Raw genomic sequence first — 21,495 nt, forward strand, 5'->3', positions numbered from 1 at the left:
TCAGCCTCCCCACTGGAACAGGGGGAGCTGCAGCTTGAGCGCCCACCAGAAAATGACCACGGCGATGAAGCACATCGCCAGCGACAGCAGCAGCGCTTCGGTCAGCGTGTTGTCGCGGTCGCCGAGCGCCGAGATGAACACGATCGCGAAAGTCGCCGGCAGCAGGCCGCCGTACTCGCCGAACAGCAGGAACGCGAGGATGCCCAGGATGATGCAGATGCCGCCGCGGATGTCCGGCATGCCGCCCGGATGGCCGTGCGACGCGGCTTCTTCGCTCGCGCCTTCGGCAACCTTGTCGCCGCGCGCCGAGACTGCAATGAGCAACCCGGTGAGTGCCAGCAACGCGCCGAGCGCGACCGGGAAGAAGCCCGGCCCCATGTGCGCGAGCTCGCCCACGCGGTAGCCGATGCCGGCATAGACGGCGGCCAGGCCGATGACGATCAGCAGTGCGCCGCCGTAGTAGTCTTTCTTGAATTTCGATACGGGCCGAAGCGCGTGCGAGGCCGGATTTTCACCGTGCGGGTGCTGCATAAGTCTCCTTCGTTGGGAAGGAGCGCAGTCTAGGAATCGAGGCTTTCAATCGCCTTTCGGAGTAGTCGCAAAGGGCTCGCCGGACCTCAAAATACGTGTAATCACGTACCGTCGTATCCGGTGAAACCCTTGGAAAAATGGACCTCGGCAGGCCCTTCGCGCTGGCGCCGCGCGCGCGTCAGGCCGCGCTCAACGGCAGCCTGAGGATGGCGCGCAGGCCACCGCCGTTTGCGCGCTCCGGCATGTCGGCATGGCCGAGCTCGATGTCGCCGCCGTTGCGCCGCGCATAGCTGCGCGCGATGGTCAGGCCGAGGCCGGCGCCCTGTGTCGCGGCCTGCGCCGAGCCAGCAGCCGATGCGGGGTCGCGGTGGAAGCGCTCGAACACGCTCTCGCGCCGCTCGGGCGCAATGCCGGGGCCGTTGTCGCACACCTCGGCCAGCGCATGCGACGCGTCGCGCCGCACCGCCACCGTGATGTTGCCGCCGCGCGGCGTGTACTTGATGGCGTTGTGCACGAGGTTGGCGAGCACCTCGTGCAGCTCGGCGGCGTTGGCCTTCACGGGCACCACCGGCGGGTCGTCCTCGTCGCCGGCGTCGACCCAGCCCAGGTCCTGGTCGTGCTCGCGCGCCAGCGGCAGGTACTGCAGCACCACGCCGCGCGCGATGGCGTTCAGGTCGACCACCGCATGCTCGGCCGGCGCGACCTCGTCTTCGGTGGTGGCATGGGCCAGCGCCAGCAGCTGTTCGCTGAGCCGCCGCGTGCGCGACAGCTGCGCCACGATGGCGTGCAGCGACTCGCGCATGCGCGCAGGGTCGGTCTCGCGCACCGCGTAGCCGGCCTGGATCGACAGGATGCTCAGCGGCGTGCGCAGCTGGTGCGAGGCGTCGGCCAGGAACTGCGAGTGCTCGGCCAGCATGCGCCGGTGGCTCGCGATGTGGTGGTTCACCGCGTCGACCAGCGGCGTCACTTCCTGCGGCACGCCGCTCGCGTCGAGCGGCTTCAGGTCGTCGGGCGAACGCTCGCGCAGCGAACGGCGCAGGCGCTCCAGCGGGCGCAGCGTCCAGGCCACGCCCAGCCACACCAGCAGCGCCATCACCAGCACCATGCGCGTGTCGCGCAACAGCTCCTGGCGCAGCGACTCGGCCTGCGCCTCGGTGCGCGGGCCGGTGCCCTCGGCCGCCTGGACGAGCACGCTGTAGGCCACGCCGGGGTGCACCGTGTCGTACACGGTCTGGCGCAGCGCGGCCACGCGCACGGGGTGCTGCTCGTGCACCGCGTCGTAGAACACCGGCGTGCCGTCGGGCGGGCGCTGCGCCGGGCGCGGCAGCCCGGGCACGCCCATGAGCGTGGTCTCGGGCGAGTGCACGTCGAGCGTCTCGCCCTTGGGAATGCGCTGCACGCCGACGTGCAGGTACTTGTAGCGCAGGTGCGTCGACTCGAACATCGCCTGGATCGAGAAGGGCTCCTGCACGCGCACGCTGCCGTCGCTGGCCACCACGATGCCGTTGGCCAGCGCCTGCACGGGCTCCAGCAGGCTCTGGTCGTAGGCGACCACGAGCGAATCGGTCAGCGCCTGGTAGTCGTTCCAGCTGTCCAGGGCCAGCAGCGCGACGATGCCGGGCAGCAGCAGCGCGAGCAGGCGCGCGCGGATGCCGAAGCGCTGCGGCGCCTCGTGCGCCTCAGTCGGAGAGGGCGCTGTCGGAGCCGGCGGCGGGGCCTGAGGATCCATCGGCAATGCTTTCGAGCATGTAGCCCAGGCCGCGCACGGTGACGATGCGCACGTCGCTGTCCGCCAGCTTGCGCCGCAGCCGGTGCAGCACCACCTCGATGGCGTCGGGCCCCGCGGTGCTGTCGTTGGTGAACACCTTGGCGAACAGCTGCGACTTGCCCACCGGCGAGCCGCTGCGCATCAGCAAGGCGGTGAGCGCGGCCTGCTCGCGCGGCGTGAGCGACAGCAGCGTGCCGCGCAGCGTGAAGGCATGGCTTTCGCTGTCGTAGGAGAGCGAGGCGCACTGCAGGCGCGGGTGTTGCTTGCCGCGGCTGCGGCGCACCAGCGCGGCCAGGCGCGCCTCGAGCTCGACCAGCTCGAAGGGCTTGGTCAGGAAGTCGTCGGCGCCCAGGTTCAGGCCGCGCACGCGGTCCTGCAGCGCGCCCTGCGCCGTGAGGATCAGCACCGGCGTGCGGTCGTCGGCGTTGCGCATGTCGGCCAGCACGCTCAGGCCGTGCTTGTCGGGCAGGCGCAGGTCGAGCACCACGGCGTCGTACTCGGTGCCGGCCATGAAGGCCTCGGCCGTGCGCGCGTCGGGTGCGTGGTCGGCCACGAAGCCGCTCTGGGTCAACGCCCGGATCAGCCACGAGGCCATGTCCAGTTCGTCTTCCACCAGGAGGATGCGCATGGGGGGTGGCCGGTCAGTTCGTTGAGGGGGCGGCTACTTTTTCAGGCCGAGGTTCAGGTCGATGTCTTCCGACGCGCGCGCGCTGGCATCGGCCGCGCGGGCGCTCAGGTCGGGTGCCAGCGCGCGCCGGCCGTCGAACACGAAGCAGTCGCCGTGGTAGTGCGCGCCGCCGACCTCCTCGAAGTACTTGAGGATGCCGCCCTCGAGTTGCAGTACGTGCTCGATGCCTTCCTCGCGCATCAGGATGGCGGCCTTCTCGCAGCGGATGCCGCCGGTGCAGAAGCTCACCACCGTCTTGCCCGCGAAATCGGCGCGGTGCTCCTTGAGCGCGGGCGGGAACTCGGTGAACTTGGTGATGCGCCAGTCGATCGCGCCGTCGAAGCTGCCTTCGTCGACCTCGAAGCCGTTGCGCGTGTCGAGCAGGGCGATTTCGCGGCCTTCGTCGTCGTGGCCCTGGTCGAGCCAGCGCTTGAGCGTGGGCGCGTCCACGCCCGGGGCCCGGCCCGCGGAGGGCTGGATGGCGGGGTGGTCCATGCGGATGATCTCGCGCTTGAGCTTGACCAGCATGCGCCGGAACGGCTGCGCCGCGGACCAGCTTTCCTTGGCTTCCAGGTCGGCAAAGCGCGCATCGGCACGCAAATGGGCCAGAAAAGCGCGTATGCCGTCGGCCGGGCCGGCCAGGAACAGGTTGATACCCTCGGGCGCCAGCAGGATGGTGCCCATGAGGTCCAGGTCCTGCGCGCGGGCGCGCAGGTCTTCGCGCAGCTCGGGGCTGTCGTCGATGGCCACGAACTTGTAGGCCGCGATATTCAAAATCTCTTGCACGGGGGGCGATTGTAGGGATCGTCAACCCACATCGTGGAGTGCCGCTTTCTACAATGGCCGGATGTTTGTCCACCTGCGCCTGCACACCGAATTTTCCGTCGTCGACGGCACCAACCGCATCGATGAAGTCGTCAAGGCCGCGGCCGCCGACAACCAGCCCGCGCTGGCCATCACCGACCTGAACAACCTGTTCGGGGCCGTCAAGTTCTACAAGCAGGGGCGCGGCAAGGGCGTGAAGCCCGTCATCGGCGCCGAAGTGTTCGTCGACGGCCTGGGCAAGGAGCCCGGCGCGCTCACCCGCATCGTGCTGCTGGTGCAGAGCACGGAGGGCTACCTGAACCTGTCCGAGCTGCTGGCGCGCGCCTGGACGCAGAACGTGGGCCGCGGCCAGTCGCAGGCGGCCTGCAAGCTCGAATGGATCGAGGAACTCTCGGGCGGGCTGATCGCCCTGTCGGGCGCGCAGGCCGGGCCGCTGGGCCAGCCGCTGCTGCAGGGGCAGGGCGAGCGCGCCGCCGAGCTGGCGCTGAAGCTGGCCGGCATCTTCACGCACCGCTTCTACATCGAGCTGCAGCGCGCCGGCCGCCCGGAAGACGAGCCGCACGTGATCGCCGCCGTGAAGCTCGCGGCGCGCCTGAAGCTGCCGGTGGTCGCCACGCACCCGGTGCAGTTCGCGGCCCGCGAAGACTACGAGGCGCACGAGGCGCGCGTGTGCATTTCCGAAGGCGAGATCCTGGGCAACCCGCGCCGCGTGCGCAAGTTCACCGACGAGCAGTATTTCAAGTCGACCGCCGAGATGCAGGCGCTGTTCGCCGACGTGCCGAGCGCGCTGGCCAACACGGTGGAAATCGCCAAGCGCTGCAACCTCACGCTGGTGCTGGGCAAGCCGCAGCTGCCCGACTTCCCCACGCCCTTCGTCGCCGACGGCGTGCGCATGCCGATCGACGACTTCTTCCGCCAGGAATCCTTCGAGGGCCTGGAGGTGCGCCTGAAGCACCTGTTCCCCGACGAAGCCAAGCGCGACGCCGAGCGGGCGCGCTACGTGGAACGCCTGGAGTTCGAGATCAACACGATCCTGAACATGGGCTTCCCCGGCTACTTCCTGATCGTGGGCGACTTCATCAAGTGGGCCAAGGAAAACGGCTGCCCGGTGGGCCCGGGCCGGGGCTCGGGTGCCGGCTCCCTGGTGGCCTACGCGCTGAAGATCACCGACCTCGATCCGCTCGAATACAAGCTGCTGTTCGAACGTTTCCTGAACCCCGAACGCGTCTCGATGCCCGACTTCGACATCGACTTCTGCCAGGGCAACCGCGACCGCGTGATCGACTACGTGAAGGACAAGTACGGCCGCAATGCCGTCAGCCAGATCGCCACCTTCGGCACCATGGCCGCGCGCGCGGCCATCCGCGACGTGGGCCGCGTGCTGGACATGAGCTACATGTTCTGCGACGGCATCAGCAAGCTGATCCCGAACAAGCCCGGCATGTCGGTCACGCTGCAGTACCCGCCCGAGAAGAAGATCGAGGGCGACAAGAACAACTACGCCATCGAGATGGAGCCGCAGCTCGCGGAGCGCATCGAGAAGGAAGAAGAAGTGCGCATGCTGGTCGAGCTCGCGCAGAAGCTCGAAGGCATGACCCGCAACATCGGCATGCACGCCGGCGGCGTGCTCATTGCGCCCGGCAAGCTCACCGACTTCTGCCCGCTCTACCAGCAGCCCGGCAGCGAGTCGGCGGTGAGCCAGTACGACAAGGACGACGTGGAGGCCATCGGCCTCGTGAAGTTCGACTTCTTGGGTCTCGCCACGCTCACCATCCTGGAGATTGCGCGCGAGTTCATCATGAAGCGCCACAAGGGCCAGGAGAACTTCGCGTTCGAGAACATTCCGCTGAAGGACGCCGCCACCTACCGGCTGTTCTCCGACGGCAAGACCGAGGCCGTGTTCCAGTTCGAATCGCGCGGCATGCAGGGCATGCTGAAGGACGCGCGCCCCACGCGCCTGGAAGACCTGATTGCGCTGAACGCGCTGTACCGCCCGGGCCCGATGGACCTGATTCCCAGCTTCGTGGCGCGCAAGCACGGCCGCGAAGACGTGGAGTATCCGCACCCGGCTGTGGCCGAGATGCTGTCGGAAACCTACGGGATCATGGTCTACCAGGAACAGGTGATGCAGACCGCGCAGATCCTGGGCGGCTACTCGCTGGGCGGCGCCGACTTGCTGCGCCGCGCCATGGGCAAGAAGAAGCTCGAGGAGATGGCCGAGCACCGCGAGAAATTCCGCGCGGGCGCGCTCGCCACGCACGGCATTCCCCAGGACAAGGCCGACGAAATCTTCGACTTGATGGAGAAGTTCGCGGGCTACGGCTTCAACAAGTCGCACGCGGCCGCCTACTCGCTGCTGGCGTACCACACGGGCTGGCTCAAGGTCCACTACACGGCCGAGTTCTTCTGCGCCAACATGACCGTGGAAATGGACGACACGGACAAGCTCAAGCTGTTGTTCGAGGACGCCCAGAAGAACTTCGGCATCACCTTCGAGCCGCCGGACGTGAACCGCGGCAACTACCGCTTCGAGCCGGTCACCGACAAGGTGATCCGCTACGGCCTGGGCGCCGTGAAGGGCACGGGCCAGCTCGCGGTCGAGGCCGTGGTGCGCGCGCGCGAAGAGGGCGGCCCGTTCAAGAGCCTGTTCGACTTCTGCGTGCGCATCGACCGCCAGCGCATCAACAAGCGCACGGTCGAGGCGCTGATCAAGGCCGGCGCGTTCGACGCGATCCAGCAGAACCGCGCCTCGCTGATCGCCTCGGTCGACCGCGCCTTCGAATTCGCCAGCGCCACGGCGGCCAATGCGTCGCAGGTCGACATCTTCGGCGACGCCGAGCACGGCTCGGCCACCGCCGAGCCCGACATGGTCGACGCCACGCCCTGGGGCGTGAAGGAGCGACTGACGCTGGAGAAAACGGCGGTCGGCTTCTACCTGTCGGGCCACCTGTTCGACGAGGTGTCGCACGAGGTGCGCCGCTTCTGCAAGCGCGAGATCGGCGACCTGCTCGACAGCCGCGACCAGCAGGTCATTGCCGGCATCGTGAGCGACTTCCGCGTGATCAACGGCCAGCGCGGCCGGCTGGCGATCTTCAAGCTCGACGACAAGTCGGAATCGATCGACGCGACGGCCGACGAGGCGCTCATCAACGCCAACCGCAACACGCTGAAGGACGACGAACTCGTCATCGTCAGCGGCCGGCTGCAGCCCGCGCGCGGCGGCTTCGAGGCGCGCTTCCAGGTGCAGCAGGTGTGGGACCTGGCCACGGCGCGCTGCCGCTTCGGCAAGTTCCTGCGCGTGGCGGTGAACGGCAAGGCGCCGGACATCGCGCGGCTCTTGAGAGACTTTCCGCCGCGCACCGAGCAGACCGAGGTGGGCGACCTCATCCAGGGGCTGCCCGTGCGCCTGTCGATGGCGCGCGCGGGCGCGCAGGTCGAGCTGCAACTGGGCGAGCGCGCCAAGTTCTTCCCGACCGACGCGGCGCTCGCCAGCTGGACCGCGCAGGCGGAAGCGGGCAAGGCGCTGATCGTCTACGACTGATCGGCGCCCGGCGCTTCTCGCCTTGCGTGAAGCGCCTCAGCGTGCTGCGCTGGCGCTTCCGGTTTTCGCCAACGCCTGCTCGATCTGCTCGAGCACGGCCTCGGGTGCGTGCAGCCAGTCCTTGGCCAGCACCTGCTGCACCTGCCATCCGAACGCGCCGAGGATGCGCGGGCGCGAGACATAGCGCTCCAGCACGTTGCGGTTCTCGTAGTGCGTGGCGGTGTCCACCAGGATGCCCAGCGTGTAGTTCGCGCTGCCGGCCGTGCGCACGGCCAGGTCGCAGCGAAAGCGCGACTGGCCCACCTGCTCGTCCACCGCGTGCCCGCGCGCGCGCAGCGCCTCGGCGATCTGCGCCGTGACATCGTCCGCGCGCGCATGCCGCGCCTCGTTGCCGGCACCGCGCGTGAGCGGGTTCATGCCTTCGAGCACGCGCCGCGCCGTTTCCGCGTCGCCGCGCGACTGGCACTCCGCATAGCGCAGGAAGTTCTTCAGCGCCGCCGCGCCTTCGTTGTGGTCGTTGGTGATGGCCTCGTGGCGAATGGTCGAGATCACCGCCATGTGGTGCCGCGCGCGGCTGAAGATCACGTTGAGCCGCTTCTCGCCGCCGCGCTGGTTGATGGGGCCGAAGTTCATCAGCATGCGGCCCTCGGGGTTGGGGCCGTAGCAGATGCTCAGCAGGATGATGTCGCGCTCGTCGCCCTGCACGTTCTCCAGGTTCTTGATGAACAGGCCGCAGAACTGGTCGTCTTCTTCCCGCACGTACTCGGCCTCGAGCCGCGCCGCGAAGTCGGCATCGACCGCGCCCAGCGCATTGAGCTCGTCCTCGATCTCGCCTTGCTGCGCTTCCGAGAACGCCACGATGCCCAGGCTGCGCCCGGTCTCGCGGCGCAGCAGCTCGCGCACCAGCTGCGCGATGTGACGCGCCTCGCCGTCGTTGATGCGGTTCTCGTACACCGCGTCGCTCACGCGGTGGAAGCTGATGGCGCGCGAGAGCAGCGCGTCGACGTGCGCCTTCACCGATTCCTCGGACGGGCTGCGCGACTGCACCAGGATCTCGCCGCGCTCGGGCGCGGGCAGGCTGCGGTCCGGAATGGTGTACAGGTTGCCCGCATAGAAGGCTGCGTTCGAGAAGCCGATGAGCGACTCGTAGCGGCTGCGGTAGTGCCAGGCCAGCAAGGTGGCCGGCAGGTTGCGCGCGCCCTGGTTGAGCAGGCTGTCGGCGTCGAGCACCACGGCGATGCGGTCGCCTTCGCCATCACCGCCATCGTCTTCGTCCGCGACCGACACGGTGTCGTCCTCGGGGTCGCGGCTGGACGAGAAGAAGCTGGTCGGCGGCAGCTGCATCTCGTCGCCCACCACGATGATCTGCGGCGCGCGGTACAGCGCGGGCACCGCTTCTTCCACCGGGATCTGGCTGGCCTCGTCGAAGATCACCACGTCGAACAGGTCGGCCGCCAGCGGCAGCGTGTCGGACACCGACAGCGGGCTCATGAGCCAGATGGGCTTCATGTCGCGCACCACGCGGCCGGTGTCGCCACTGGCCAGCTCGCGGATCGCCTTGTAGCGCATGGTCTTGCCGAACTCGTGCTCCAGCTCGCGGCGGCCCGCGTTGTAGCTCTTCTTGAAGAGCTTGCCGTCGGCGTCGAGCTGGCTCGCGGGCAGGGCGCTCTTTTGCACGTGGTCGCGAAAACGCTGGCGCACCGCGGCGGCCAGCGTGCGCGCATTGCGTTCGAGCAGCTGGCGCTCGGCGTCGCCCAGGCGCTGCGCATGGCGCGCGAGCGTGGCGCCGTCGAAGCGCGGCAGCCAGCGCTCGGCGCGGTACACGCGCTCCAGGCCTTCGCGCGCGATGGCGAACTCGATGGCGTCGGGCGGCAGCGGCAAGGTGCGCAGCGCGGCGGCCACGGCCGGGTCGGCATCGGCCAGTTCCTGCAGCGGCTGGAGCACGGAGGGCAACGCGTCGGCCTGCTCGCGCAGCGTGCGGGCCAGTGGCTCCAGCGCGTCCAGCGGCTGGGTGGACGCGTCGACGACCAGTTCGCGCCACAGCGCATCCAGCGTGTCGGTACGCGTGCCGGCAGCGGCGAGCTTCTCGACGCTGCGCGCGGCACCGCTGAGCGCATCGGCGCGCAGATGGGCCTGGAACTCGGCGCGCAGGCTGGTGCTGCCTTCGAGGCTGCGCATGCTCTGCAGCTGTTGCGCGAAGGCTTCGGCATCGGTGCAGCCGTAGTCGGCCTCCATCTGCTTCGCCTGCTTCTGCAGCGCGGCGCGTGCGGCGTGTTCGGCCAGCAGTTCTTCGAGGATCTGGCTGGGCTGCGGCCGCACGGCATGCCCGGCGAAGTTGTAGCGGCGCTTGAGCTCGCCCGACAGCCGCCACCACGACGGCTGCAGCCAGCGCAGCAGCGAGCCCTGCTGGGCGCGCGCTTGCGCGAGGCCGGCTTCGGTGTCGCCGGGCGCGAGTTTGTCGCGCCAGTGGCTGGTGCGTTGTGTCGCGTCGTCCAGTGCCTGCTGCAGCGTGCGGCGCTCGGCCAATGTCGAGCCGAGTGCGAGGCTGCTGGGGTGCGCGGCGTCGAGCAACGCCAGTTGCCCGCGCGCGGCCAGCGCGGCGACGCGGCGCGCGTCGGCCACCACGGCCAGTGCGTCGCGCCACAGCGCCTTGCCGTCGGCCAGCCGCGGCCATGCGTCGGTGAGCGCATCGCGGCAGGCGCCGCTCAGCTCGGCGGCGCGCTCGCTGAGTTCGACCAGCCGTGCCAGCGGTTTCTCCTGCCTCAGCAGCGACGGCGCGAGCTGCGCGAACACATGCTGCGCCAGGCTGGGCGCGCCCAGGCTTTCGGTCACCGCCAGGTGCAGGCGCGACACCAGTTCCGCATGCCTGCGCCATGCCGCGAAGGGGGGCAGCGCTTCGGCCTGCAATGGCGTGAGCGCGGGGTCGTGCGTCTTGAGCGCGATGAGCCGCGACACCAGTTCGCGCAGCGTCACCGCGATGTGCTCGGGCACGTCGCGCATGGCGGCGTCGAAGCGTTCGAGCGCGCGCAGGTCGAGGTCCATGGCGTCGAGCACCCGGGTGCGCTCGGCGGACTCCTGCGACAGCGCCTCGGGCGCTTCGAGCCATTGCTCGTAGGTCTTGCGCAGGTTCTGCACGAAGGCCTTCTTGTCGCCCTGCGAGTCGTGGATCATGCAGCAGAGCTCGTCCAGCCCCTGCTGGCGCAGTCGGTGGAACACCACGTCGATGGCGGCGCGCTTCTCGCACACGAACAGCACGCGCTGGCCGCGGCCCACGTAGTCGGCAATCAGGTTGGTGATGGTCTGCGACTTGCCCGTGCCCGGCGGCCCCTGGATGATGTAGCTGGTGCCGGTGCGCGCGAGCGCCACCGCGGCGGTCTGCGTGGCGTCGGCCTGCACCACCGGCCATTGCTGCGCGAGCGTAAGCACGGGCGGCGTCTCGGCATCGACCTGGCGCGGCTGCAGCGAGAACACGCGGTCGAAGGCTTCACTGGCGAGGTCCGATTCGGCCAGGCCCGAGTAGTCGCGCACCAGCGACATCTTGCGGTGGTTGAAGTTGCCCAGCGTCACGGCCGTGAGGTCGATGTCCCACTGGTACGGGTTGCCGCTGCTCTCGCGCAGCTCGAGCGTCTTGCGCTCGGTTTCGGCCGCGGCATTGGCGGCCATCTGCGGTGCGCGCGGCACGGGGCGGGCGCCGACGGCGTCGCGCAGGGGCAGCGGCACCGGTCGCACGCGCGAATGAAAGAGCTGCAGCCCGAGCGGGCGAAAGTCGTCTTGTGCGTAGCTGAAGTCCTGCGACGCCACCGGCAGCGCCGAGGGCGTGCGCACGCGCGTGCGGCGCTTGAACTGCTCGAGCCGCTGGCGCGCGCGCTGATGGATCACCGCGATCTCGGGCTGGCGCACCAGCCGCAGCTGCACGCCGGGTTCGCTCTGCGCGATCTGGGCCGACAGCTGCGCATGGAACTGCTCGAGGGTCGTCTCGCGCAGGTCCACCGTCTCGGGCAGCACGATGCCGTAGAGCTGGCGCAGGTGGTGGCGCAGCGTGGGGTTCACCTGCGCCTCGCTGGCGCTGGCTTCGAGCAGGTACTGGTCGCGCACGCCCTTCTTGCGCGTGAGCTCCACCGGCAGCATCAGCAGCGGCGAGGCGATGCGCTCGGCCCGCTCGGCATCGCCTTCCTTCAGGTTGTGCCAGCGCAGGAAGGCGATGACCAGCGACAGCTGCGAAAAGCCGTACTCGGAGCGGTCGCGCCGCGCCTCCTGCAGGATGCGGTCGAGCGCGCCCGGCAGGTAGGGCTGGTCTTCGAAGCGCAGCCAGCGCGCCAGCGGCACCGGGTCGCAGCTGGCGATGTCGGTGGCGAAGCGGCCGTCCCACACGCAGAGCTGGTCGACGCGGATGCTGTTCATGTCGACCACCAGCGGCACGCTGGCGATGGTGAGGTTCACATGCGCCTGCGTCGGCTTGAAGTACAGCAGGCGGTTGCGCCGCGACAGGTCGAACAGGCGGTCGCGCAGGTGCAGCTGGATCGCCTGGCGGCGCTGGCCCGCGCCGTCCCGGGCCGGCGCGATGCGCTCCAGGCCCAGGTCCAGCGGCTGGTCGCGGTAGGTCTCCAGGCGGCGGATGACCGAAGGCAGGTCGCGCGCACGTTCGTGCCGGTTCAGCGCGGTCATCTCGAAGATCACGGCGGCCACCACCGGGTGCAGCCGGCGGTTCAGCTCGAACAGGTTGCCGCGGTGGGCGGCGAAGCGGGTCAGTTCCTCGCCGGCGCTGAAGTCCAGCCCGCACGACAGGCTGGCCAGCACCTGGCCCAGGCACAGGATGTCGCTCAGCGCGTCGTGGTGGGCGAAGCGCAGCTCCCACGCGGTGTAGCCGGGCAGGTAGACGGGGCGCGCGGGCACGGCGTCGGGCGCGGCATCGGCCATCACCTCGAGGTTCTCGAGCGAGACGCCGGCATCGGCATCGACCGTGACGCGCTGTTCGCCCACCACGCGCAGCACCGAGGCGGCGGGCTGCTCCAGCGGCGCGATGGCCTCGAGGTTGCGGCGCGGCTCGGCGCCTTCCGGCTGCGCGAGCGTGAGCGCCGGCACACCGGGCGCGTCGGTCGTGCGATAGGCGAAGGCGCTGCCGAGCGCGGCGACCTTGCCTTGCTCGTGCAGCGCCGAGACTTCGCGCAGCAGCGGCAGCACGAGGTGGAGCACGTCGTCGGTCTGCAGGCCGCCGTGGGCTTCGGCGGTGTCGAGCAGCTGGAGCAGCGGTGCGGTGAGTGGCGCGGTGAGCGGTGAGGTGATCGGTGCGGTGGCGTTCGGTGAATTCATGCGGCGGCGGCCTGTGGGCGTTGGGTGGCGGCCTTGTCGAGCAGGGCTTCGGCTTCGCGCTTCACGCGCGTGAGGCTGCGCTTGGGAAAGCGCAGGTCTTTCACCACGCGCTGTTCGAACGGCTCGGCGCAGCCCAGCGCGTCGGCCAGGCCCAGCGCGGCCGCGAGGGTGACGTCATCGAGCTCCGGGTCGGCGGCGACGAAGTCGACCAGCACGCTGGCCAGGTAGCCGTGCAGGCCGGCGGGCACCGCCTCGGGCGGCGGCATGGCGGACGGCGGCGGCACGAAGTCGGGGAAGAAGCGGCGCGCATGCGCCAGCAGCGGCTCCGACTGCAGGAAGGGCCGCTGCAGCAGCTGCGCGATGGCGCCGCGCGTGAGCGCGCTCACGCGCTGCTGGCCGAGCATGTCGAGCGTGGCGAGGTCGAGCGGGCCTTCGAGCGCGGCGGCGAGCCATTCGTCGGCGTCGGGCTGGCGCTCGGTCCACAGGCGCAGCGCGCGGGCGCGCACGAACACCTCGGGATGGCTGACGCCGCGTGTCTGCATGGCCGGGTCCGCGCAGATCTCCTCGGCCTGCGCCAGGTAGCTCGCCACGTTGACCTGCGCGAGGCCGGTCTCGATCTTGATGAGCGCGCTCACCGCGGGCTCGAGCGCACCGCCGCAGGCCACGCAGCCGCCGCGGTCGGCAAAGGCCTCGGTGTAGAGCGCATGGCGCCGCGCGGCCTGCAGGTGGCTCGCGTCGGCGCGCGGGTCGCCCGAGGTGGCGTGCAGCAGCCGGTCGACCACGTGGTGCTTGCCGCCGTCGCGTTCCCACAGCAGGTAGTGCGCGAGTTCATGGCCGATCACGGCCTGCAGCTCGAGCCCTTGCAGCCGTTCGAGCAACGGGCCCGACAGCACGATGTGCGCCTCGCCCGGCACGACGTAGATGGCCGCGTTCATCGCGCTGCCGCTGCCCGCCGGTGCCTGGTAGAGCGTGAGGGGTGCCGTCACGCCCAGGCGCTGCGCCGCGAGGCTGGCGTTGGCGTGCAGTTCGGGGTGCGCGCCGGCGTCGAGCCGGTACGAGCTGCGCAGCAGTTCGGTGCGCACGGCGGTTGCGTGTTCTTCGCGCGCCTCGGCGGACGCGGCCCAGCGCCAGGCGTCGGCTTCGTGCGCCTGCAGGTGCGCGGCCAGGGCCTGCTGGTAAGGCAGCGGAGCGAGGTCTTCGAGGCGAACGGCAGGAGGGGTGTCGACCATGTCAGGAGCGCCGGTAACAGAGTTGCCGACGATCCTAAACGAGGGGCCCGGCCTCGCGGCCGGTCCTTTTCCTGCGCCTCTTGCCTACCAGCTGTAGCCGGCGGTGAAGTACACGCTGCGGCGTTCGCCGTAGTAGCAGCCGGTGGACGACAGGCAGGTGGCCACGTAGGTCTTGTCGGCCACGTTGGCCACGTTGAGCGCGAGCCGCACGCCCTTCAGCGCGGGCGACTGGCGGCCCAGGTCCCAGCGCACGGCGGCGTCGAACAGCGTCACGCCCGGAATGCGGAACAGGTTCGCGTTGTCGCCGTAGGTGGCGCTGGTGTGGCGCACGCCGCCGCCCACGGTGAGGCCGGCCAGCGCCTCGTTCTGGAACGCGTACTCCAGCCAGAAGGCGGCCTGGCGCTGCGGCACGTAGGCGAAGCGGTTGCCCTGGATGCTCACGCCCGAGGCGTTGGGGTTGGCGCGCGTCACGCGGCTGTCGGTGTAGGCGTAGGAGGCGATGGCGTCCAGGCCCTTGAGCACCTCGCCGCGTGCCTCGAGTTCGAGGCCGCGCACGCGCACCTCACCCGTTTGCTCGCTGAACGCGCGGCTCAGCGGGTCGGGCGTGAGCACGTTCTGCTGCGTCAGCTCGTAGGCGGCCGCGGTGATCAGTGCCTTGGTGCCCACGGGCTGGTACTTCACGCCCACTTCGGTCTGCTTGCCGGTGGTCGGCTGGAACACGTTGCCCTGGCGGTCGGTGCCGGCCGCGGGCTGGAACGAGGTGGAATAGCTCACGTACGGCACCACGCCGTTGTCGAAGCTGTACATCAGCGCCGCGCGGCCGGTGAACTTGCCGTCGCGCTGGTCGGCCGTGGCAAGGCGCAGCGGCGCCATGGTGAGCGTGCGGGTGTCGGTGATGGCGCGGTCCTGGCGGCCGGCGAGCACCAGGCTCCAGCGGTTCCAGTGCATCTGGTCCTGCAGGTAGAAGCCGGTCTGGCGGCGCTGCTGGTCGATGTGCGTGGCGACCGACGGCACCTGGCCGCTGTCACGGCCGTACACCGGCAGGTAGGCGTTGAACGGCGTCGTGATGATGCGCAGGTTGGTCTCGTCGAAAGACGACTTCTCGTCGGAGTAGTCGACGCCCACCAGCGTGGTGTGGCGCACCGGACCGGTGTGGAAGTCGGCCTGCACCTGGGTGTCGACGGTCAGCAGCCTGGCCGTTTCGGGGAAGGCCCACGCATAGCGCAGCAGCGACGACGGGTTGCAGGCCGCCAGGCAGACGGCCTGCACGCGCTGCGTGTACGCGTCGACCTTGCCGTAGCGCAGGTTCTGGCGCAGCGTGAAGGTGTCGTCGAGCTTGTGCTCGGCCTCGTAGCCGACGAAATGCTGGCGGTTGTTGAAGCGGTCGTAGCCGGGCTCGCCGACGAAGGCGCGCGTGGGCAGCGCGGCATAGCGGCTGGTGTCCAGCGTGCCGGCCGAGGGCAGCGCGGGCGCGCCGCCGCCGCCGGGCGAGTCGAGCGTCTGCCAGTGGGCCAGCAGCGTGATGCGGGTGGCGTCGGAGGGGCGAAAGGTGAGCGAGGGGGCGAAGTAGCTCTTCTTCTCGGACACGTAGTCGTACGAGGTGTCGGCCTCGCGGTGCAGGCCGACCAGGCGGTAGCTCCACACGCCGTCGTCGTCGATCGCGCCGCCGAAGTCGAAGGCCGTCTGCCGGCGGTTGTGGCTGCCGAGTTGCACCTCGACCTGGCGCACGGTCTCCAGCGTGGGGCGCTTGCTCACCATGTTCACCAGCCCGCCGGGCGTCGACTGGCCGTACAGCACCGACGACGGCCCCTTGACCACTTCGACGCGCTCCAGGCCCCAGGGCTCGACGCGCGGCTGCGAGTAGCCGCGCGCGCCGAAGGGCAGGCGCAGGTTGTCGAGGTAGCGCGCCGGCGGCGTGAAGCCGCGCAGCGTGAGCCAGTCCAGCCGCAGGTCGGTGTTGCCGTACTGCGCGACGATGCCGGGCGTGTAGCGCAGGCTCTCGACCAGCGTGGTGGCGCCCTGCGAGTCCATCTGGCCGCGCGTGACCACCGAGACGGACTGCGGCGTTTCCAGCAGCGGCGTGTCGGTCTTGGTGCCGCCGGTGCTGCGCTGCGCGACGAAGCCCTTGCCCGGGCCCTTGCCGCTTTCTTCCTCGGCGCTGGCGATGACGGTCACCGGGGCCAGCGAGGCGGTGCGCTGGCCCGTGACGCGCACTTCGGACAGGGTGTCGGAGGTCTGGCTGCGTTGCAGGGCGTACACGTTGCCGGCGCCGCGCACGGCCTGCAGCCCGGTGCCGGCCAGCGCGACGGCAAAGCCCTCGTCGACCGTGAAGCGGCCGCGCACGCCGGAGCCGGCGAGGCCGGTGGTCAGGGTGGCGTCGCTCGACAGCAGGATGCCGGCCTGGCTCGCGAACTGGCTCAGCACGGTGCCCAGCGGGCCGGCGGGAATGGCGTAGTCGCGCGCGGCGGCGGGCTGTGTTTGTGCCATCGCGGGCAGGGCCTGCACCGCGGCCACCACGGGCAGCACGGCCATGGCGCCGCGCAGGGCGCGCGCGAGCTGGCGCGAATGGCGCGGATGGGAGGGACGGCGGTCGGAGCGGTTCGGCGGGAGCACAGGCATGGCGGCTTTCGGGCAAAGAAGAGGGTTGGTACTAGTCATGCCAACCGGCTCCGCCAATAGGGAACCTGCACGCCGGAAATTTTTTCGAATCAGCGTTTCGCCGTGCCCTGCGCGGCTTCGACCACGGTCCACCACGGCATCGGCCGGCGCACGCGCACCGGCAGCGTGGCCTGCAGCGCCGAGAGAACGCGCTCGGTGTCGGCCAGCGGGTAGGCGCCCACGATGCGCAGGCTGGCCACCTCGGGCGCGCAGCCCAGGTAGCCGGGGCGGTAGCGGGCCAGCTCGGCGATGAAGTCGCCCAGGCGCATGCCGTCGGCCACGAGCATGCCGCGCGTCCAGTCGTCGCCGTAGCCGGCCACGGGTTCGGGCGGTTCGACGCGGTCGGCGAAGAGGCGGGTTTGCTGCCCGGCCACCAGCGTGCGCGAGTCGCCGCCGCCGCTGGGCTGCGAGGCCACCGCGCCTTCGAGCACCGCGAGGCGCACGGCGCCGTCGCCTTCGTGGCGCACGGCGAAGCGGGTGCCCAGTGCGGTGAGGCGGCCCTGCGGCACTTCAACCACGAGCGGGCGGGCGGGTGAGGCTTCGTCGTGGCCGCTGGTGATGAGCACCTCGCCCTTGTAGAGCACGATGCGGCGCAGCGTGGCCGAGAACCCGACGTCGACCGCGGTGGCGGTGTTGAGCCACAGGCGGCTGCCGTCGGCCAGCACCACCTCGCGCCGCTCGCCGGTGTCGGTGCGGTGCGCCGCGACCCAGCCGCGCCACGGCACCTGCCGCGAGGCCATCCAGCCCGCGAGGCCGGCCACCGGCACCAGCGCCAGCGCGCGCAGCACCGAGCGCCGGCGGTTGGACGACGCGGCGCCGCGTTGTTCGAGCACGCGGCGCGCGGACAGGCCGGGCAGGCCCGGCATGGCGGCCAGGCCCGTGAACTCGCCCGAGATGGTTTCCACGCGCTGCCAGGCGGCGCGCTGCTGCGGCCCCGTGGCCAGCCACGACTGCCAGCGCGAACGGTCGGCGTCGCTCACGGCGCCGGCGTGCAGCACGGCGAACCACTCGGCGGCCTGCTGCAGGTCTTCGAAGGCGGGCGCCGTGGCGGTTTCGGTAGGCATCGGGCGCAGGCTCCTCAGGAACTCGTCAGCAGCAGGCATTGCAGCATGGCCTGCGCCATGTATTTCTTCACCATGCGCTCGGACACCTTCAGCTGCGCCGCGATCTCGGCGTAGGCGAGGCCGTCGAGCTGCGACAGCAGGAACGCGGTGCGCGCCTTGGGATTGAGCCGGTCGAGCATGGCGTCGATGCGGCACAGCGTCTGCAGCGCGAGCAGGCGTTCTTCGGGGGAGGGCGCGAGCGGCTCGGGCAGCACCGCCAATGCGTCGAGCCAGGCGCGCTCGATGTCCTGGCGGCGCCAGTGGTTCACGACCACGCCGTGCGCCAGCGTGCGCAGGAAGGCGCGGGGTTCGTTGAGCCGTTGCGCATCGCGCGACACCATCAGGCGCACGAATGTGTCGTGGGCCAGGTCGGCGGCGCACGACGCGCCGCCCAGCCGGCGGCGGAACCACCCTAGCAGCCAGCCGTGGTGTTCGCGGTAGATCGCATCGATGGATGCCGGCTCGGACGGCAGCGGTAGGGCGGACACGGGGCGAAGGCGCAGGGCAAGAAGATGAGAATAGTTCGCATTCTATCGTCACGTATCAGTTCGACGTACGCCTGCAGCCGTGGCTGCCGTGAAAGCCGTGCTCAGTGAGCCATCGGCGCAACAGCCAGGTCGGGCACCACGTTCAGGATGCGCAGCGTCTGCTGCACCACCTGGCTGAACACCGGCGCGGCCACCAGCCCGCCGAAGTACTTGCCCGCGCTGGGCTCGTCCACCATCACCGCGACGATGACGCGCGGCTTGTCGATGGGCGACATGCCCGTGTACCAGGCGCGGTACTTGTTGCTCGCGTAGCCCTTGCCGACCTGCTTGTGCGCCGTGCCGGTCTTGCCGCCGACCGAGTAGCCCACCGTCTGCGCGAGCGGCGCGGTGCCGCCGGGAGCGGCGGCCAGGTGCATCATCTGGCGCACTTCGCTGGCTACCAGCGGCGAGAACACCTGCACGCCGGCCGGCTCCTCGCCGGTGTTCTTCAGCAGGCTCACCGGGATCACCTCGCCGTCGTGCGCGAAGGCGGTGTAGGCATGCACGATCTGGAACAGCGAGGCCGACAGGCCGTAGCCGTACGACATGGTGGCCTGCTCGATCGGGCGCCACGACTTCCACGGCCGCAGCCGCCCGGTCACCGCGCCGGGGAAGAGCGTCTGCGGCTTCTGGCCCAGCCCGACGGCGGTGAACGAGTCCCACATTTCCTGCGCCGACATGCGCTGCGAGATCTTGGTGGCGCCCACGTTGCTCGACTTCTGGATCACGCCCTGCACCGTCAGCACGCCGAAGTTCTCGTCGTCGTGGATGGTCGCGCCGGCCACCGTGATGCGCCCCGGGTTGGTGTCGATGATGGTGTTGGGCGTGACGCGGCCCAGTTGCAGCGCGGTGGCGATGGTGATCGGCTTCATGGTCGAGCCGGGCTCGAACACGTCGGTCATGGCGCGGTTGCGCAGCTGCTCGCCGGTGAGGTTGTGGCGGTTGTTGGGGTCGTAGCTCGGGTAGTTGGCCATGGCCAGCAGCTCGCCCGTGTGCGCGTCGACCACCACCACGCTGCCCGCGCGCGCCTTGTTGGCGATGACGGCGTCGCGGATCTTCTCGTAGGCCACGAACTGCACGCGGTCGTCGATGCTCAGCTGCACGTCGTGGCCCTCGGTCGGCGGCACCTGGTCCTCGGTGTCCTCGACGATGTGGCCCAGCCGGTCCTTAATGACGTGGCGCGAGCCCGACTTGCCGGCCAGCTGCTGGTTGAACGCCAGCTCGATGCCTTCCTGGCCGACGTCTTCCACGTTGGTGAAGCCGGCCACATGGGCCGCGGCCTCGCCCTCGGGGTACTGGCGGCGGTAGTCGCGCCGCAGGTAGATGCCCTTGATGTTGAGCGCGGCCACCTGCCTGGCCACCGGCTCGTCGACCTGGCGCTTGAGCCACACGAAGCTCTTGTCCTCGTCTTCCAGCTTCTTGTCGAAATCCTTCTGCGCCATGCCGAGCAGCTTCGCGGCCTGCCTGAGCTTCAGCTGCGTGGCCGGGTCGTCGCGTTCGATGTCCTCGGGAATCGCCCAGATGCTGGGCGCGGGCATGTCGGACGCCAGGATCAGCCCGTTGCGGTCCAGGATGCGCCCGCGGTTGGCGGGCAGCTCCAGCGTGCGCTGGTAGCGCACCTCGCCCTGGTGCTGGAAGAAGTCGTTGTTGAAGATCTGGACGTAGGCGGCGCGGCTGGCCAGCAGCACGAACCCGAAGGCGATGCTGGCCACGATGAACTTGCTGCGCCACACGGGCGTGGGGCTGGCGAGCAGCGGACTGCTGCCATAGCGGATGCGGCCATTGGGATTCATCTTGTGCGGGCATGACGCCCGGCTGTTGTTGTCCGCGTGTAGACAGCAAGGCCGGTGCCGAGTTCCGGGCGGTTGCGAGGAACCACCCGGAATCGGTGCACAAATCAGCGCTGGAGGCTCAGCGCTTGGGCCGCAGCGAGACGATCAGCGACGGGAAGATGCGCCCGTCGGTGTCGCGCGGCAGCTTGTCGGTCTTGCGCAGGCCGCGTTCGGCGGCGTCGTCCCAGCCCGGCAGGCCGCTGGACTTGCTGAGCTTCACGTTGACGATGGTGCCGTCGGGCGCCAGGCTCACTTCGAACTCCGCCGCCGGGTTGCCGTTCACGGTGTCGGCATCGGGGAAGGTGATGTTCGGACGCACGGCCGCGGCAATGCGACCGGCATAGCCGCTGGACGGACCCGACGAGCGCATGGCCGTGCCCTTGGCGTCGTCGCTGCCGCTGGCGCCGGCCAGGCCCTGCATGCGCTTGAGCGCGGCGGCACGGTCGGCGGCAGCCTGCTTCGTGGCGGCCTCGGCTTTCTTCGCCTCGGCTTGCTTGGCGTCGGCGGCCTTCTTGGCTTCGGCTTCCTGCTGCTGCTTCTTCTGGTCGGCCAGCTTCTTCTGCTGTTCCTGCTTTTTCTCGGCCTCGTCCTCGGCGCGCTGCTTGGCTTCGAGCTCTTTCTTCTTCTGCTGCTGCTTTTCGAGCTCGCGCTCTTTCTGTTCCTTCTGCTCCTTGAGCTTCTTCTCGCGCTCCAGGGCAATGTCGGGGGCCTTCGGCGCGGGGGCCGGCTCGGGCGCCTTGGCAACGGGTGGCGGTGGCGGCGCGGGCGGCACAGGCGTCGGGGCCGGTGCGGGCGGGGGAGGTGGTGGCGGCGGCGGCGTGGGAACCGGCGCGGGCGCCTGCGGTGCCTGCAGGCGGGGTGCCGCCTGCTGCACCGTGGACGACCACAACTCGGCGTCGACCGCGCCTTCGTCGGGATCGCTTTTCCAGCGCACGCCCCAGGTGAGCGCGGCAATCAGCAACCCGTGCGCAATGAGGGCCAGCACGACGGCACGCGGCGTGCCGCGCTGGGGCGGTGGCGCGAACTCGGGGCGATCCAGTGCGAGCGACATGCCTTATTTGCCGCCCGTGGTCGTGACCGACAGGCCCACGCGCTCCACGCCGCTGCGCTTGAGCTGGTTCATCGCCTTCACGACGGTCTCGTACTTCACCGACTTGTCGGCGCTGATGACCACCGGGCGCTGGTCGTCGCCGCCCTGGGCCTGCTTGGCCGCGGCACCGATCTGCGTCATGGGGATCGACGTGCCGCCGGTGCCGGTGGACGGGTCTTTCTTGATCTGCACTTCGTCATCGCTCTTGATGACGATCTCGATGGGCTTGTCGGGCTGCTTGTTGGCGCGGTCCACCGTGGGCAGGTTGATCACGCTCGGCGTGATGAGCGGGGCGGTGACCATGAAGATGATCAGCAGCACCAGCATCACGTCGATGAACGGGACCATGTTGATCTCGTTGATCGTCCGGCGGCCGCGGCCCCGGGAAGAAACGGCGGGCATCTGTGAAGCCTC

The 21,495-nt window shown here is 70.0% G+C and carries 13 protein-coding genes; 1 reads left to right on the plus strand and 12 read right to left on the minus strand.

Annotated features, from left to right (window positions below; genetic code table 11):
- The 4 genes from BM004_RS19805 to BM004_RS19820 form a co-directional block, all read right to left on the minus strand.
- On the minus strand, nucleotides 1-531 hold the full coding sequence (locus BM004_RS19805) for a tripartite tricarboxylate transporter TctB family protein (protein ID WP_177206543.1): 531 nt from the start codon (nucleotides 529-531) through the stop codon (nucleotides 1-3).
- Between the two features lie 178 nt (nucleotides 532-709).
- Nucleotides 710-2,260, minus strand: coding sequence for a sensor histidine kinase (locus BM004_RS19810; protein ID WP_093216020.1), 1,551 nt, complete (start codon nucleotides 2,258-2,260; stop codon nucleotides 710-712).
- The gene (locus tag BM004_RS19815; RefSeq protein WP_093216023.1) at nucleotides 2,211-2,927 is read right to left on the minus strand and encodes a response regulator; all 717 of its coding nucleotides are present in this window, start codon (nucleotides 2,925-2,927) and stop codon (nucleotides 2,211-2,213) included. Before BM004_RS19815 ends, BM004_RS19810 begins: the two co-directional genes overlap by 50 nt.
- A gap of 33 nt (nucleotides 2,928-2,960) precedes the next feature.
- Complete coding sequence (locus BM004_RS19820; RefSeq protein WP_093216026.1) at nucleotides 2,961-3,752, minus strand: sulfurtransferase; 792 nt, start codon at nucleotides 3,750-3,752, stop codon at nucleotides 2,961-2,963.
- 61 nt (nucleotides 3,753-3,813) lie between these two features.
- Between BM004_RS19820 and dnaE the strand changes: the two genes are divergently transcribed.
- Nucleotides 3,814-7,332 carry a DNA polymerase III subunit alpha gene (dnaE, locus tag BM004_RS19825; RefSeq protein ID WP_093216028.1) on the plus strand — a complete coding sequence of 1,173 codons (3,519 nt, stop codon included), beginning with the start codon at nucleotides 3,814-3,816 and terminating at the stop codon, nucleotides 7,330-7,332.
- A 36-nt stretch (nucleotides 7,333-7,368) separates the two neighbouring features.
- Here the strand turns inward: dnaE and BM004_RS19830 are convergent, their stop codons facing one another.
- From BM004_RS19830 to BM004_RS19865, 8 genes are all read right to left on the minus strand, one after another.
- Nucleotides 7,369-12,642 (minus strand): AAA domain-containing protein, encoded by a 5,274-nt coding sequence (locus BM004_RS19830; RefSeq protein WP_093216031.1) that lies wholly within the window; start codon nucleotides 12,640-12,642, stop codon nucleotides 7,369-7,371.
- Entirely contained in the window at nucleotides 12,639-13,871 is a 1,233-nt protein-coding gene (locus tag BM004_RS19835) for a SprT-like domain-containing protein (RefSeq protein WP_093216033.1), read from the minus strand. The genes BM004_RS19830 and BM004_RS19835 overlap by 4 nt, the downstream gene beginning before the upstream one ends.
- Before the next feature lie 84 nt (nucleotides 13,872-13,955).
- Nucleotides 13,956-16,490 carry a TonB-dependent siderophore receptor gene (locus BM004_RS19840; protein WP_218152706.1) on the minus strand — a complete coding sequence of 845 codons (2,535 nt, stop codon included), beginning with the start codon at nucleotides 16,488-16,490 and terminating at the stop codon, nucleotides 13,956-13,958.
- An 89-nt stretch (nucleotides 16,491-16,579) separates the two neighbouring features.
- Nucleotides 16,580-17,593 carry a FecR domain-containing protein gene (locus BM004_RS19845; RefSeq protein WP_093216036.1) on the minus strand — a complete coding sequence of 338 codons (1,014 nt, stop codon included), beginning with the start codon at nucleotides 17,591-17,593 and terminating at the stop codon, nucleotides 16,580-16,582.
- A 14-nt stretch (nucleotides 17,594-17,607) separates the two neighbouring features.
- Nucleotides 17,608-18,120 (minus strand): sigma-70 family RNA polymerase sigma factor, encoded by a 513-nt coding sequence (locus BM004_RS19850; RefSeq protein ID WP_177206544.1) that lies wholly within the window; start codon nucleotides 18,118-18,120, stop codon nucleotides 17,608-17,610.
- Between the two features lie 101 nt (nucleotides 18,121-18,221).
- A complete protein-coding gene (locus tag BM004_RS19855; RefSeq protein WP_093129737.1) occupies nucleotides 18,222-19,952 on the minus strand; it encodes a peptidoglycan D,D-transpeptidase FtsI family protein in 1,731 nt (576 codons plus the stop codon).
- A 118-nt stretch (nucleotides 19,953-20,070) separates the two neighbouring features.
- Nucleotides 20,071-21,042 carry a cell envelope integrity protein TolA gene (tolA, locus tag BM004_RS19860; RefSeq protein ID WP_093216038.1) on the minus strand — a complete coding sequence of 324 codons (972 nt, stop codon included), beginning with the start codon at nucleotides 21,040-21,042 and terminating at the stop codon, nucleotides 20,071-20,073.
- Nucleotides 21,043-21,045: 3 nt separating this feature from the next.
- Nucleotides 21,046-21,483, minus strand: coding sequence for an ExbD/TolR family protein (locus tag BM004_RS19865; protein WP_093129739.1), 438 nt, complete (start codon nucleotides 21,481-21,483; stop codon nucleotides 21,046-21,048).
- Nucleotides 21,484-21,495 lie beyond the last annotated feature (12 nt).

Source organism: Variovorax sp. OK212 (genome assembly GCF_900112425.1).
In the GTDB taxonomy this organism is placed as follows: domain Bacteria; phylum Pseudomonadota; class Gammaproteobacteria; order Burkholderiales; family Burkholderiaceae_C; genus Variovorax.

Coding starts and splice junctions, on each gene's coding strand:
- BM004_RS19805 (WP_177206543.1), bottom strand. CDS start 531: ATGCAGCACCCGCACGGTGAAAATCCGGCCTCGCACGCGCTTCGGCCC.
- BM004_RS19810 (WP_093216020.1), bottom strand. CDS start 2,260: ATGGATCCTCAGGCCCCGCCGCCGGCTCCGACAGCGCCCTCTCCGACT.
- BM004_RS19815 (WP_093216023.1), bottom strand. CDS start 2,927: ATGCGCATCCTCCTGGTGGAAGACGAACTGGACATGGCCTCGTGGCTG.
- dnaE (WP_093216028.1), top strand. CDS start 3,814: ATGTTTGTCCACCTGCGCCTGCACACCGAATTTTCCGTCGTCGACGGC.
- BM004_RS19830 (WP_093216031.1), bottom strand. CDS start 12,642: ATGAATTCACCGAACGCCACCGCACCGATCACCTCACCGCTCACCGCG.
- BM004_RS19835 (WP_093216033.1), bottom strand. CDS start 13,871: ATGGTCGACACCCCTCCTGCCGTTCGCCTCGAAGACCTCGCTCCGCTG.
- BM004_RS19840 (WP_218152706.1), bottom strand. CDS start 16,490: ATGCCTGTGCTCCCGCCGAACCGCTCCGACCGCCGTCCCTCCCATCCG.
- BM004_RS19845 (WP_093216036.1), bottom strand. CDS start 17,593: ATGCCTACCGAAACCGCCACGGCGCCCGCCTTCGAAGACCTGCAGCAG.
- BM004_RS19855 (WP_093129737.1), bottom strand. CDS start 19,952: ATGAATCCCAATGGCCGCATCCGCTATGGCAGCAGTCCGCTGCTCGCC.
- tolA (WP_093216038.1), bottom strand. CDS start 21,042: ATGTCGCTCGCACTGGATCGCCCCGAGTTCGCGCCACCGCCCCAGCGC.
- BM004_RS19865 (WP_093129739.1), bottom strand. CDS start 21,483: ATGCCCGCCGTTTCTTCCCGGGGCCGCGGCCGCCGGACGATCAACGAG.